We start from the raw sequence: 13,785 nt of genomic DNA, 5'->3' as shown, positions 1-13,785 counted from the left end.
GGCCAATACACGGCCAGCGCATCCCCGGCCATCTCGTACGACTTCTTCAACTTCTTCAACTGCTTCGGCACACCCGAGAACTCATCCCCGAACGCCTTCGCCGACTTCCCCGCCCACTTCAGAACAGCGTCCTCGTCCGCCATCCCCTTGACCGACCGCAACGCCTCCCCGACATCGTCCGCGAAGTCCAGCAAACTCTTCGCCAGATGCCGCACCCGGTCCGGATCACCCGGCGTCGGATCCTTCTCCAGATCCAGGACATGCCAGTCCCCCGGCCGATTCCCCGCCACGCCGCAACCCCCGTCACGTTTGCCGCAGTAACTCTCGTACGCACCAGTGAAGTTACTGGATGTTCCTGTCCGGCGTGGAGGACAGCAGGTCCGGAGCAGCGACTGGCGGACGCGGCGAGCGGGGTGAAACATTTCCGGGGGTCCACCGCATCGAAGAAGTGAGGACGGGGAGCGCGCCACCGACGTCATTCCGGATGTAGCGGATCCGGGCACCGCCGACGGTGACACGACCCTGCGGCTGACTCTGGTCGAGGCGCTGCGCCGACTGCCCTCGAAGGACCGGGCCGTGGTCGTCCTGCGCTACTGGGAGGACCGCAGCATCGAGGCGTTCAACGCGGGGAACCAGGAGAGCGCGGCGACCCGCGCCACCCCCGCGCTGACCATGAAGGAGCTGCGGACGATCGCCCTCGGCCCGAAGTGGCACGAGCTGCTCAAGTGACCCGCACGGCCCCTCAGAGGAAGTCCGACCAGGGCTGGTCCCAGATCTGCTTGACGCACAGGACCAGGAAGAGCAGCCCGGCGATCGCCAGCATGGCGTTGCTCAGCGGGCCGTTGCGCCATTCGCGGGGCGTGCGGGAGGAGTTCAGGAGCCAGATCAGGGTGAGGGCGAGGAAGGGGAGGAAGGCCGCGCCCAGGACTCCGTAGAGGATGACGAGCCGGAAGGGTTCGCCCTGGAAGAGGAGCACGATCGGAGGGAAGGTCAGCCAGAGCAGATAGGCGCGGAAGGGCCAGGACTTCTCGCGCCCGCCGGCCGCGACCTCCTCGCCCGTGACCTGCTCCCGGGTCCGGTAGCGCGCCACGAAGTCCGCGAACATCAGGCTCACGCCGTGCCAGACGCCGATGAGCGAGGTGAACGAGGTCGCGAAGAAGCCGATCAGGAAGAACTTCGCGGTCGCCGTGCCGTACTCCTCCTCCAGGATGTCGCCGAGCTGGATCAGCCCCTGGTCGCCACTGGCGATGGCCACGTTCGCCGAGTGCAGCAGCTCCGCGCCGACGAAGAGCATCGCGACGACGAAGATGCCGGTGGTGATGTAGGCGACCCGGTTGTCGAGGCGCATCACCTTCATCCAGCCCGTGTTCGTCCAGCCCTTGGCGTTGACCCAGTAGCCGTACGCGGCCAGGGTGATCGTGCCGCCGACCCCGCCGATCAGGCCGAGCGTGTTGAGAACCGAGTCCTTCTCGTCGGGCAGGACGGGGAGGAGTCCCGCGAGGGCGTCGCCGAGGTTCGGTGTGACCCGGACCGCGAGGTAGACGGTGACGACGAACATCACGCCGACCAGCACCGTCATGACCTTCTCGAAGACCTCGTACCGGTTGAACCAGACGAAGACCAGGCCGACGAGCCCGCACAGGACGGCCCACGGCTTGATGGACCAGTCGTCCGGGAAGACGCCGGGGAACAGGGCCTGCAGCGGCAGCGCGCTCGACGACATCGCCGCCGCGCCGTAGACGAAGCCCCAGACGACCGCGTAGACGACGAAGAAGTACGTCGTCCAGCGGCCGAGGCTCGCCCAGCCGTCGAAGAGGGTGCGGCCGGTGGACAGGTGCCAGCGGCCCGCCGCCTCGGCCAGGGAGATCTTGACCAGGCAGCCGATGACGGCGGCCCACAGCAGCGTGTAGCCGAAGTTGCTGCCCGCGATGAGGGTGGCGACGAGGTCGCCGGCGCCGACGCCGGTCGCGGCGACGACGATCCCGGGCCCGATGTACTTCCAACTGGACTTGCGGGGGCGGGAGTCGGTCTCCTCCGACGCCGGCTTCTCGGACTTCCCGGTGGTCTCCGTCATGCGGTCAAGAAAGCGTAAAGCGCGGTAGTGGCACAAGGGCGCGTACGCCGATCGCCACGCGATGTGCACCCATCGGGCACACGACCCCCGGCCTCGGCGGGCGGGCGCGGGCCGTGCCCGGACCTTGCGCATGCGCTCGTCCGCACGCCGGGCACCGCGCCGTGCCCGGCGTGGGGCCGCGTACGCCACCGGGCTGAATTTCGGCCGATTCCCGCCATCGGCACTTTGTCATCGCTTGACCTGCTCATGCCATGGCCGCACCATGAGCGCCGCACCCGCACCAGGCACGTCGCCATGAACCACCCCCCGCTCCACTCCCCACATTCCGGAGATCCCGGAATTCCTGGAGACACAAGGAGACTTCATGCGACTTCGCATACGCGGCAGCGGCGCGACCGGGCCGAGGAGAGGCGGCCGGCGCACAGCCGCCCTCGCCGTCCTCGCGGCCTTCGCCCTCGCGGCCCCCCTCACCGCCACCGTCACCGACGCCACCGCGAGCGGAGCGGGAGCCCACGCCCCCTCCGCCGACGACGTCCGCCAGTACGAGATCCATCAGGGCACCACACCGGTGACCCGCACGGCCATCCAGCAGACCGGTGTCACCGTGGACGAGGCCGACGAGGAGACCGTCGTCGTCTCGGGCCGCGCGGACCAGATCAGGAAACTGCGCGCGCTCGGCTACGACGTCTCGCCGCTGGGATCGGCACCGGACCGGTCGGGCGGCGCCGGTGACGTCCGGCTCTTCGACTTCCCGTCGGCGGACTCGAAGTACCACAACTACGCCGAGATGAGCACGGAGATCGACCAGCGCCTCGCCGCGTACCCGAACATCATGAGCAAGCGGGTGATCGGCAAGTCCTACCAGGGCCGGGACATCGTCGCCATCAAGGTCAGCGACAACGTGGCCACCGACGAGAACGAGCCCGAGGTCCTCTTCACCTTCCACCAGCACGCCCGCGAGCACCTGACCGTCGAGATGGCCCTGTACCTGCTCCGCGAACTCGGCGCGGGCTACGGCTCGGACTCCCGCGTCACCAACATGGTGAACAGCCGCGAGATCTGGATCGTCCCCGACCTCAACCCCGACGGCGGCGAGTACGACATCGCGACCGGCTCCTACCGCTCGTGGCGCAAGAACCGCCAGCCCAACAGCGGCAGTTCGTACGTCGGCACCGACCTGAACCGCAACTGGAACTACAAGTGGGGCTGCTGCGGCGGCTCTTCGGGGTCGAAGTCGTCCGAGACCTACCGCGGGGCGTCCGCGGAGTCGGCACCCGAGGTGAAGGTCGTCGCCGACTTCGTCCGCGGCCGGGTCGTCGGCGGCAAGCAGCAGATCACCGCCGGGATCGACTTCCACACGTACAGCGAGCTGGTGCTGTGGCCGTTCGGGTACACGTACTCGAACACCACCACCGGGATGACGGCGGACGACTACAACGCCTTCAGGACCGTCGGCGAGAAGATGGCCGCCAGCAACGGCTACACGCCCGAGCAGTCCAGCGACCTCTACATCACGGACGGCTCGATCGACGACTACCTGTGGGGCACCCAGAAGATCTTCAGCTACACCTTCGAGATGTACCCGTCGTCCGGAGGCGGCGGCTTCTACCCGCCCGACGAGGTCATCGAGCGGGAGACGGCGCGCAACCGCGACGCGGTGCTGCAACTCCTGGAGAACGCCGACTGCATGTACCGGTCGATCGGGAAGGCCGACCAGTACTGCAGCTAGCCGGGGCGCGGTGCCCCGCGCCCGTCACGCGGCGTCGCCCTCGGCGTCTTCCGCGGCGTCCTCGCCGTCCTCGAAGTAGGCGTCCAGGACCTCGTCGAGCCGCGACTCCCACTCCTTGAAGCGCGACCTGGCCGTCGCCTCGATCTCGATCGGGTACCAGCGGCGGTCAGGCGTGTGGACGGTGACGGTGAACCGCTTGCCGAAGCGCGGGGACTCCGTCTCGACGGCCCCGATCTCGTCCCAGCGGAATTCCGCCTCCTGGTCGTCCAGCCGCAGCCGTACGCCGCGGTGGTCGGCCGTGATCGAGGCGCGGCGGTCGGAGGCCTCGAAGACGGGACCGTCGGGGTCGGCCGCGTCCTCCGCGTCCGCCTCGTCCCTGTCGCCGTCCGCTTCCTCGTCCTCGTCCTCGACGGAGACGTCGGCGGCGGCCTCGCGGGGATCGTCCTCCGCGGTCTCCGTGCCGTCCGCGTCGTCCGTCGCGTCGGAGGCCGCCTTCTCGGCGTCCTCGACGTCGGACGCACCGGACTCCGCCGCCTTCGGCGAGGTCTCCCCGACCCCGCCGTCGTCGGCCGCGGCGTCCTCGGCCGCGGTGCCGGACACCGCGTCCTCGGGCTCCGCGGCCGCGGGCGAGGTGAGTCCGGGGACGAAGGCCGGGTCGAATCCGGCGCCCAGGGGCTGGCTGCTCGAACCTATGCGCTGCTCCACAGCGGGCAGTATGGTCGACGATCCTGTGTCGCACACAGCCAGCCCCGACTTCGTTATCAGACGCCTACACGACCAGGCTGACCGCGGCGGCCACGGCGAAGCCCGCCACGGACAGCACGCTCTCCAGCACGGTCCACGTCTTCAGCGTGTCGCGCTCACTGATGCCGAAGTACTTGGCGACCATCCAGAACCCGCCGTCGTTGACGTGCGAGGCGAAGATGGAGCCCGCCGAGATCGCCATGATGACCAGGGCGACGAAGGCCTGGGAGTGGTGACCCTCCGTCAGCAGCGGGGCCACGATGCCCGCGGTCGTGACGATGGCGACCGTCGCCGAGCCCTGGGCCACCCGCAGGACCACGGAGATCAGGTAGGACAGGACGATCACCGGGAGACCGACGTCGTTGAAGGTGTCGGAGAGCGCCTGGGCGACGCCGCTCGCCTTCAGCACGGCTCCGAAGATGCCGCCGGCGCCGACCACGAGCAGGATGTTGCCGACCGGCTTCAGGGACGAGGTCGACACCGTCTCCAGGGACTTGCGGGACCAGCCGCGGCGGATGCCGAGCAGGTAGTACGCGAGGAGCAGGGCGATCGTGAGGGCCACGAACGGGCTGCCGAAGAACTCGATGACCGAGCGGACGGTGGACGGGTCCAGGGCGATCGACGAGAAGGTGGCCGCGAGGATCAGCACCAGCGGCGTACCGATGATGCCGAGGACCGTGCCGAGCGGCACCGGCTTCTCCTGGGGCTCCACTCCCGACGCGCGCTGCTCCTCGACGACCGCCTGCTTGGCCTCCGCCGCGGCCTCGACCATGTCCTGCGGCACGGGGACGAACAGGCGCCTGCCGATCCAGGCGGCGTACACCCAGGCGGCCAGGACGGCGGGGACGCCGCAGACGATGCCCATGAGGATGACCCAGCCGAGCTGGACGTGCAGCAGACCGGCCGCGGCCACCGGGCCGGGGTGCGGGGGCAGGAACGCGTGGGTCATGGACAGGCCGGCGAGCAGCGGCAGGCAGTAGAGCAGGATGGACTTGCCGGAGCGCTTGGCGGCGGCGTACACGATCGGCGCGAGGACGAAGATGCCGACGTCGAAGAAGACCGGGATGCCGAAGATCAGGCCGGTCAGGCCCATGGCGAGCGGTGCGCGCTTCTCGCCGAACAGATTGAGCAGCCGGGACGCCAACACCTCCGCGCCGCCGCTGACTTCGAGGATGGCGCCGAGCATGGTGCCCAGGCCGATGATGATGGCGACATGGCCGAGGATGCCGCCCATGCCGGACTCGATGACGGAGACGGCCGTCGACCGCTGGACCGTGCCGAAGAGTTCGGTGACCGACAGTCCCGAGGCCAGGCCGACGGCTATGGAGACGGCGAGCAGGGCCACGAACGGCTGGAGTCTGGCCTTGATGATGAGGAACAGCAGCAGGGCGATGCCGAGGGCGGCGACGGTGAGCAGCCCGGCGGTGCCGTCGACGAGGAGGAGCAGACCGCCGGTGTGGGGTGGTGTCTCAGGGGTGGCTGGAGCCGGCGCCGCGAGCGGATGCGACGGCACCGAGGACCAGAGGGACAGGGGGGACGCCATGGAGGGCCTCTGTTTCGTAAGTGCATGGTGCTTTCGGGCAGGGGGAATCGCGGCACGGCGCCCCGGGGATGACGGGTATGGGGCGCCGCGCCGTGACGGCGTGCGGGAGTGCGGGTGGTGCGAGGGTGCGTGTCAGCCGAGGACGGCGAGCACGTCGATCTCGACGAGGAGTCCGGCCGGCAGTCCGACGTAGACGGTGGTGCGGGCGGCGGGGGGCGCGGTGAGGCCCTGCTCCTCGAAGTACTGGTTGTAGATCTCGTTCATCTCGGCGAAGTGACCGACGTCCGTGAGGTAGACGCGGATCATCATCGCGTCGTCCCAGCTCGCGCCGCCCTCTTCGAGGATCGCCTTGACGTTCGCGAGGGTCTGGAGGGTCTGCTCACGCAGCGTCGGGCCGGCGGGCGTCGGGGGCTTGCCCTCCTCGGCGGGCAGGAAGCCGACCTGGCCGGCGACCTGGAGGATGTTGCCCTTCTTCACACCGTGCGAGAACTTCGCGGGCGGGGTGGTGTGCGTCTTCGGGGTGAGGGCGATCTTGTCCGTCATTCCGTGCTCATTTCTTGGGGGGCTTCCTTCGTGGGGGTCCTGCCCGAGTAGTCGCCGCTGATGGCGTCGGCGGTACGGCGCACCAGCGGGAGCAGGGTGAGGAGTTCGTCGGCGGTGACGACGACATTGGGCGCGGAGACCGACATGGCGGCGGCGACGCGTCCGTCCGCGCCGCGGATGGGGGCGGCGACGCAGTTGATGGACTCCTCGTGGCCACCGAGGTCGGTGGCCCAGCCCTGTTCGCGCACCGTCGCCAGCTCCTTGAGGAAGGCGGGCGCGTTGGGGATCGAACGGGCCGTGTACATGGGGTAGTCGAGCTTGTCGGCGAGAGCGCGCCGCTCGGCCTCGGGGAGGTCGGCGAGCAGCAGTTTGGCGACCGCGGCGACGGTGATGGCGACGGGCTTGCCGATGCGCGAGTACATGCGCACGGGGTAGCGGCTCTCGACCTTGTCGATGTAGAGGACCTCGTTCTCCTCGTAGACGGCGAGGTGGACGGTGTGTCCGCACTGCTCGTTGAGGCGTACGAGGTGGGGGTGGGCGATCTCGCGCACATCGAGGTTCTCCACGGCCTCCTGGGCGAGGGCGAAGAGGCGGGCGCCGAGCCGGTAGCGCTGGTCGGACTGGCGGTAGACGAGTCCGTGCTCGTGCAGGGTGCGCAGCAGCCGCAGCGCGGTGGACTTGTGCACACCGAGCCGGTCGGCGACCTGGCCGAGGTCGGCGGGGCCCTCGGCGAGCAGCGGCAGAATGCTGAGCGCGCGGTCGACGGTCTGACTCATGGCGTGCGTACCTCCTCCTCGGCCCGATCGACGGTTCGATCGGCGGCGTGGCCGATGGTTTTCGTCCAGCCGGGGCCGAGTCGAAGTCTCCCCCACGCGTCGTCGTCGAGAGCGGCCAGGCGGTCGGCGTGGTCGCGGGACGGCGGCGTGGCGAGGTCGCCGGGGACGGTGAGCGCGGCGGCGGCCATGAGGTGGCCGTGCCGGAGCCGGTCGCGGACGGGCAGTCCGCGCAGGGTGGCGGAGAGGAAGCCGGCGGCGAAGGCGTCGCCGGCGCCGACGGCGGCGACGACGTCGACGTGCAGTGCGGGCACGAAGGTGGCGGTGTCGCCGGCGCCGCGCCCGGACGCGGCTGCGCCCTGCCCCCGGCCGCCGGGGGCGTCCCCTTCGTCGATCCCACCGACGCCGACGCGCGTCTCGCCCCGGCCGCCGAGGCCTTCCCTCTCGCGCCCTTCGTCCCCGCCGTCCGTGACGTCCGTGCCGTCCATGCCGTCCATGCCGTCCATGCCGTCCGTGCCGTCTCCACCGACGCCGACGCCGACGCCGACGAGCGTCTCACTCCGGTCGGTGACGGTCTTCTCGAACACCGTCGCCCCCGCCTCGCCCTGCTTCACGACCAGGACGCCGGGCTCGGGCAGGGCGTCGCGGACGGCGCGCGCCCCGCGCAGTCCCCAGGCCTCCCGCGCCTCGTCCTCGCCGACGAAGACGATGTCGGCGCCGCGGGCCAGGTCGAGCAGGACCCGCGGGCCCGCGGCGTCACGCCACAGTCCGGGGCGGTGGTTGACGTCGAAGGAGACGAGCGGACGGCCGGGCCGAGGCGCGATGAGTTCGCGCATCAGGCCGAGGCAGTCCTCGGACAGCGCGGCGGTGATGCCGGACAGATGCAGGACGCGGCCGGCGCGGACGGCGCCGAGGTCCAGGGTGTCGGCGGCCATCGCGGAGGCGGCGGACCCGGCCCGGTAGTAGGCGACTTCGTGGGCGTCGGTCGCCCGGTCTCCCGCTGTGCGGAAGTAGATGCCGGTCGGGCGCTCGGGGTCCCGCCGCACGGCGGAGGTGTCGACGCCGTACGCGGCGATGGTCTCCACGAGGTGGTCGCCGAACCCGTCCGCGCCGACCCGGCCGACCCAGCGCGCGCTGTGCCCGGCGCAGGCGAGCACGCACGCCACGTTGGACTCGGCGCCCCCGATGCCCCGCTCGAAGGACGGGACGTCGGCGAGGCGGCCCGGCCGGGAGGGCAGGAAGGTGACCATGGACTCGCCGAGCGCGACCACGTCGACGGGGCCGCCGAGGCCGGCGGCGGCGTCGTGGGGCACGGTGTCGGCGGGTCCGTCGGTGGTCACGATGGCTGAGGCTCCTTGCTCTCGCGGGCACGGCATGGTGGACACTCCAGGGCCTGCCGTCGCGCTCCCCTCCGCCCGTCGAGCGGGCGGCGGAGGATTCGACGGCAGGACCTCGCGGCCAACGGCACCGTTGACCCTGCGTTGGCTGGGATGTTAGACAGCAGTAAGCGACATACGCAATGACCGTTGCACATCGCGCAACGCACCAGCGGAACGCGGGCAACACACCTCATCAAGGAGGCCCCATGGGCGCCGACACCGCCGCAACACAGCTCGCCGCTCTCACGGCGGACCGTGTCGACCACCGCTTCAAGGGCCTCCCGCCGGAAGCCGACGGACTGACCGTCGGCGAGCTCGCCGCCCAGCGCCGCAACCTGTTCACGGACGGCTTCACCACCCCGGTCCTCGCGCTCTCCGCCGAGCGGCTCCAGCACAATCTCGCCCTGATGGAGACGTACGCCACCCGGCACGGCCTCGCCTTCGCGCCGCACGGCAAGACGTCGATGGCCCCGCAGCTGTTCTGGCAGCAGATCGAGCACGGCGCGTGGGGCATCACGCTGGCGGTCCCCCACCAGGTGCGTGTCGCACGGCGTTTCGGAATCGACCGGATCTTCCTGGCGAACGAGCTCGTCGACCACGCGGCGCTGCGCTGGATCGCCGCCGAGCTCGCCCGGGACGAGGACTTCCGCTTCATCTGTTACGTGGACTCCGTGCGCGGTGTGGAGCTGATGGACGCGGCGCTGGCCGGCACCACCCGCCCCGTGGACGTGGTCGTGGAGCTCGCCGCGGGCGAGGGCGCCCGCACCGGCGTCCGTACGGAGGCCGAGTGCGCGGCGGTCGCCGACGCGGTGGCCGCGACGACGACCCTGCGGCTGGCCGGCGTGGCGGGTTACGAGGGCGAGGTGCCGCAGGCGGACCCGGAGCGTGTGCACGCCTGGCTGCGCCGGCTCACCGCGCTGGCGGCGGACTTCGACAAGGCGGGCCGGTTCGCGGGCCTGGAGGAGATCGTCGTCAGCGCGGGCGGCAGCGCCTGGTTCGACGCGGTCGCCGACGTCTTCGCGGAGATCCCCGCGCTCTCCCGGCCGGTCCTGAAGCTGCTGCGGTCCGGCGCGTACGTCTCCCACGACGACGGCCACTACCGCAAGCTGACCCCCTTCACCCGCATCCCGGAGGAGGGCGCGCTGCACCCCGCCTTCCGGCTGTGGGCCCAGGTGGTCTCCCGGCCCAGCGCCGACCAGGCCTTCGCCAACGCGGGCAAGCGGGACGCGGCGTACGACCTGGATCTGCCCGAGGCGCAGGTGGTGCGGCGCGACGGCGTCGAGCACCCGGCCGACGGCGTCGAGGTGACCGGGCTCTCCGACCAGCACGCGTGGCTGCGCACCTCCCCCGGGGCGGAGCTGCGGGTCGGCGACTGGATCGGCATGGGCCTGTCCCATCCCTGCACGTCGTTCGACAAGTGGGAGCTGATTCCCGTGGTGGAGCAGGACGGCACGGTCGTCGACTACGTCCGCACGTTCTTCTAGGAGGTCGCCGTGTTGGATCTCGTCATCCGTGACGCGGACGTCGTCGACGGCACCGGGGCGCCCGCCTACCGCGCCGACGTGGTCGTCGACGGCGGCCGGATCGTCTCGATCGTCAAGGAGGCCGCCGCGGCGGGCTGCCAGCGCCCCACCGCGTGCCGGGAACTGGACGCCGAGGGCCTGGTCCTCGCCCCCGGTTTCATCGACATGCACGCGCACAGCGACCTGGCGCTGCTGCGCGACCCGGACCACAGCGCGAAGGCCGCGCAGGGCGTGACCCTGGAGGTCATCGGCCAGGACGGCCTGTCGTACGCGCCGGTGGACGACCGCACGCTCGCCGAGGTCCGCAGGGCGATCACCGGCTGGAACGGCCACGGCGACGACATCGACTTCACCTGGCGGTCGGTCGGCGAGTACCTGGACCGGCTCGACCACGGTTTCGACGGCGAGGGCATCGCGGTCAACGCCGCGTACCTGATCCCGCAGGGCACCGTGCGCATGCTCGCGGTCGGCTGGGAGGACCGCGAGGCGACGCCGGCGGAGCTGGACCGGATGCGCCGGCTGGTGGCCGACGGCCTGCGGGAGGGCGCCGTCGGCATGTCGTCCGGGCTGACGTACACACCCGGGATGTACGCCAAGGACGCCGAACTGACGGAACTGTGCCGGGTGGTGGCCGCGCACGGCGGCTACTACTGCCCGCACCACCGCTCGTACGGGGCGGGCGCCCTGGAGGCGTACGAGGAGATGGTCGCCCTCACCCGCGAGGCCGGCTGCCCGCTGCACCTCGCCCACGCCACCATGAACTTCGGCGTCAACAAGGGACGGGCCCCGCAACTGCTGGCCCTGCTGGACGAGGCGCTGGCCGGCGGCGCGGACATCAGCCTGGACACCTACCCCTACACACCGGGCTGCACCACGCTCGTGGCGATGCTGCCCAGCTGGGCGAGCGAGGGCGGCCCGGAGGCGATCCTCGCCCGGCTGCGGGACGACGCGACCGCCGAGCGGATCCGGCACCACATGGAGGTCGTCGGCGCGGACGGCTGCCACGGCGTCCCCATCGAGTGGGACACCATCGAGATCTCCGGCGTGAGCGAGCCCGGCCTCGCCCCCTATGTCGGCCGCACGGTCCGGCAGTCCGCGGACGAACGCGGCGAGACTCCCTGGCACACGGCCCGCCGTCTGCTGGTCGAGGACCGGCTCGGCCCGACGATCCTCCAGCACGTCGGCCACGAGGAGAACGTCCGGGCGATCATGCGTCACCCCGTGCACACGGGCGGCTCGGACGGCATCCTGCGGGGCGACAAGCCGCACCCGCGGGCGTACGGCACCTTCCCGCACTACCTGGGCCGGTACGTACGGGAGTTGGGCGTGCTGTCCCTGGAGGAGTGCGTCGCGCACCTCACCGGGCGGCCGGCCGCCCGGCTGCGGCTGCCCGACCGCGGGATCGTCCGCGAGGGCAACCGCGCCGACCTGGTCCTCTTCGACCCGGCCACGGTCGCTGCGGGTTCCACCTTCGAGGCCCCGCGCACGCTGCCGACCGGTATCCCGTACGTCCTCGTCGACGGCCGTTTCGTGATCGAGGACGGGCGCAGGACGGATGTGCTGGCGGGGCGGGCGGTCCGCCGCGAGCCGACCGGATGACCACCCGCCGCGCAGCGGTTACGGCTTGGGCAGGGTGCAGCCGGAGCGGCTCAGGTCGAGCTTGTTGTCGAGCCCGAAGCACGGGACGATCTGGTAGGTCTCCTCGGCGTAGTTGATGCCCTGGCGGACCGTCACCGTGCCGTTGGCGTCGACCTCGCAGGGGTTGTTGACGGTGCAGCGCCCGCCGTCCTCGTTGCCGGTGTTGTTGACGGCGACGACCTTGCCGGTGGAGTTGTCGACGACGGGTGAACCGGACGTGCCCCCGATGGTGTTGCAGGCGGAGGTGTAGCGGACCGAGTCCTTCCAGGTCCAGTCACCCTCCTTGAGGCGGTACACGAACCCGTCGATGTTGCAGCTGTAGATGCGCTTCCAGTAGCCGGAGACGACCTTGATGGCCGTGCCGGCGACCGGGTGCGTGTCGCTGAGCGTCAGCGCGCTGATGCCGTACGAGCTCTTGATCTGCGCGTAGGTGCGGGTGAGCTGATAGATCGTGATGTCCGTGTCGGTCATCGTGGAGTACGCGACCTTGCCGGCGCGCAGCGTCGCGACCCTGGTGCCCGCGGAGTTGAGCAGGCCGAACGAGCGGCTGGAGGCCTGGTCGACGATGACCTCGCCGGGCTCCGGGAAGCCGGTCTCCAGGCAGTGGCCGTTGGAGAGCACGAGCGCGGGGTCGTCGTCCTCGGAGGCAGGCATCCGGACGACGGAGCCGGAGCAGTTGCTGAGCGAGACGGTGCCGGCGAAGTCCACGGCCTGAACGGCGGGCGCCCGGTCGGGCGACGCCTTCCCGGCCGACGCCTGCTCCTGGACCGGTGATGGCGCGGCGCGGTCGGGTGCGGGCGCCGCGACCGCGGGTGCCGCACCTGCCCCGGCGATCACCAGGGCGAAGAGCGCGGCGACGAGAGGCTTTCTCATGTGGGGGTCCCCTCTTGCGACTTGGGGCGACCGAAGGTTTTCCGGTCACCCTTCTCTTTTGTCATGCGCATTGTGAGGCGCGAGGGGTGAGGGGACAAGGAGTTGTTTCCGGCCGCGTTTCGGCTTCCGGGTATGCGCCGGCGGGAGATCCGCAGGGCTACTTGGGCCGCTTGGTGGCACCCTGGCCGTGACCGGGGCGGCCGTTGGAGTTGCCGGGGCCCGACGAGGACGTTCCGGTGGCCGTGGGGCTCGGGGACGCGGTGGTCTTCGGAGCGCCGGACGACGAGGGCGAGGCCGTCGTCGTGGCGGAAGCCGTGGCGTCACGGGTCGCGGAGGCGGACCCGCCGGGCGTTCCGCTCGCGGTCGCGCCGTCCGTGGCGCCGTCCCCCGCGCCCGCGGACGGGACGGCCGGGACCTCGGAGTCGTCACCGGCGCCGTCGCGCGCCCCGCGTCCCGCGGGCGCGGGGCCCCCGGACGGTGCCGAGTCGAAGGCTCCCGAGAGCGCCGCACCGAGGACGACGACGCACACGGCTCCGGCACCCACGGCGAGCCGGCGGACCAGTCGGGTGCGACGGCGGCGGCGCAGCCGGTCGCGGCGGCCCGCCGCGTCGCCGGCGGCCGGGTTCCATGCGGCGTCCCACGCCTGTGCGGGGTCGTCGTCGGCCGGGTCCCGCGCGATGTCCCGCTCCTGTCCGATGTCACTGTCCGCGGGGGCCGGCGACCCGTCGGCGGCGGCGTCACCGGCGACCGTGTCGCCGACGCCGTCGTATCCCTCCTGCCAGCCGTGCGCCTCGGCCGGGTCGGCGTAGGCGTCATAGGCCGGGGAGCCCTCGCCGTCGCTCTGCGGGAGGTACACCTTCGGCTGGTTCTCGGGGTCGCCGGGCTGCCAGGACATGAGGGCGGATTGTAGAGAAAGCAAGGGGTCCGGGCCCAGCCCGGGGACGAAAGCGGCGGAACCGGCACGTC

At 71.3% G+C, this 13,785-nt stretch carries 13 protein-coding genes; 4 read left to right on the top strand and 9 right to left on the bottom strand.

All coding sequences use genetic code 11. The features are described from left to right. Positions 1–290: WXG100 family type VII secretion target (locus ABEB03_RS32830; protein ID WP_345656447.1), on the bottom strand; the 290-nt coding region annotated here is incomplete at its 3' end. 286 nt (positions 291–576) lie between these two features. On the opposite strand from ABEB03_RS32830, the gene ABEB03_RS45460 reads away from it, so the two are divergent. Next, complete coding sequence (locus tag ABEB03_RS45460; protein ID WP_425589334.1) at positions 577–729, top strand: hypothetical protein; 153 nt, start codon at positions 577–579, stop codon at positions 727–729. Between the two features lie 13 nt (positions 730–742). Here ABEB03_RS45460 and ABEB03_RS32820 read toward each other — a convergent pair whose 3' ends face one another. Continuing rightward, positions 743–2,074 carry an Nramp family divalent metal transporter gene (locus ABEB03_RS32820; RefSeq protein ID WP_345656446.1) on the bottom strand — a complete coding sequence of 444 codons (1,332 nt, stop codon included), beginning with the start codon at positions 2,072–2,074 and terminating at the stop codon, positions 743–745. Between the two features lie 364 nt (positions 2,075–2,438). Between ABEB03_RS32820 and ABEB03_RS32815 the strand changes: the two genes are divergently transcribed. Then, on the top strand, positions 2,439–3,803 hold the full coding sequence (locus ABEB03_RS32815; protein ID WP_345656445.1) for a M14 family metallopeptidase: 1,365 nt from the start codon (positions 2,439–2,441) through the stop codon (positions 3,801–3,803). A gap of 24 nt (positions 3,804–3,827) precedes the next feature. Here the strand turns inward: ABEB03_RS32815 and ABEB03_RS32810 are convergent, their stop codons facing one another. The 5 genes from ABEB03_RS32810 to ABEB03_RS32790 all read right to left on the bottom strand — a co-directional run bounded on the left by ABEB03_RS32810 (position 3,828) and on the right by ABEB03_RS32790 (position 8,749). Further along, positions 3,828–4,508: a hypothetical protein gene (locus tag ABEB03_RS32810; RefSeq protein WP_345656444.1), complete on the bottom strand. Its 681-nt coding sequence runs from the start codon at positions 4,506–4,508 to the stop codon at positions 3,828–3,830. Between the two features lie 64 nt (positions 4,509–4,572). Further along, on the bottom strand, positions 4,573–6,090 hold the full coding sequence (locus ABEB03_RS32805) for a GntP family permease (protein WP_345656443.1): 1,518 nt from the start codon (positions 6,088–6,090) through the stop codon (positions 4,573–4,575). Between the two features lie 132 nt (positions 6,091–6,222). After that, a complete protein-coding gene (locus ABEB03_RS32800; RefSeq protein WP_345656442.1) occupies positions 6,223–6,633 on the bottom strand; it encodes a RidA family protein in 411 nt (136 codons plus the stop codon). Beyond that, a complete protein-coding gene (locus ABEB03_RS32795; protein WP_345656441.1) occupies positions 6,630–7,409 on the bottom strand; it encodes an IclR family transcriptional regulator in 780 nt (259 codons plus the stop codon). The genes ABEB03_RS32800 and ABEB03_RS32795 overlap by 4 nt, the downstream gene beginning before the upstream one ends. Next, positions 7,406–8,749 carry a sugar kinase gene (locus ABEB03_RS32790; protein WP_425589337.1) on the bottom strand — a complete coding sequence of 448 codons (1,344 nt, stop codon included), beginning with the start codon at positions 8,747–8,749 and terminating at the stop codon, positions 7,406–7,408. The genes ABEB03_RS32795 and ABEB03_RS32790 overlap by 4 nt, the downstream gene beginning before the upstream one ends. A 242-nt stretch (positions 8,750–8,991) precedes the next feature. On the opposite strand from ABEB03_RS32790, the gene ABEB03_RS32785 reads away from it, so the two are divergent. Further along, on the top strand, positions 8,992–10,269 hold the full coding sequence (locus tag ABEB03_RS32785) for an amino acid deaminase (protein ID WP_345656440.1): 1,278 nt from the start codon (positions 8,992–8,994) through the stop codon (positions 10,267–10,269). Between the two features lie 9 nt (positions 10,270–10,278). Next, entirely contained in the window at positions 10,279–11,907 is a 1,629-nt protein-coding gene (locus tag ABEB03_RS32780; protein WP_345656439.1) for an N-acyl-D-amino-acid deacylase family protein, read from the top strand. Between the two features lie 18 nt (positions 11,908–11,925). On the opposite strand, the gene ABEB03_RS32775 is transcribed toward ABEB03_RS32780, so the two are convergent. After that, entirely contained in the window at positions 11,926–12,819 is an 894-nt protein-coding gene (locus ABEB03_RS32775) for a S1 family peptidase (protein WP_345656438.1), read from the bottom strand. Positions 12,820–12,976: 157 nt separating this feature from the next. Next, entirely contained in the window at positions 12,977–13,714 is a 738-nt protein-coding gene (locus ABEB03_RS32770) for a hypothetical protein (RefSeq protein ID WP_345656437.1), read from the bottom strand. Positions 13,715–13,785: the final 71 nt, after the last annotated feature.

The organism is Streptomyces siamensis (assembly GCF_039543605.1).
GTDB lineage: Bacteria > Actinomycetota > Actinomycetes > Streptomycetales > Streptomycetaceae > Streptomyces > Streptomyces siamensis.
The sequence above is the reverse complement of the archived record's forward strand: the minus strand, read 5'-3'. Positions and strand labels throughout refer to the sequence as shown.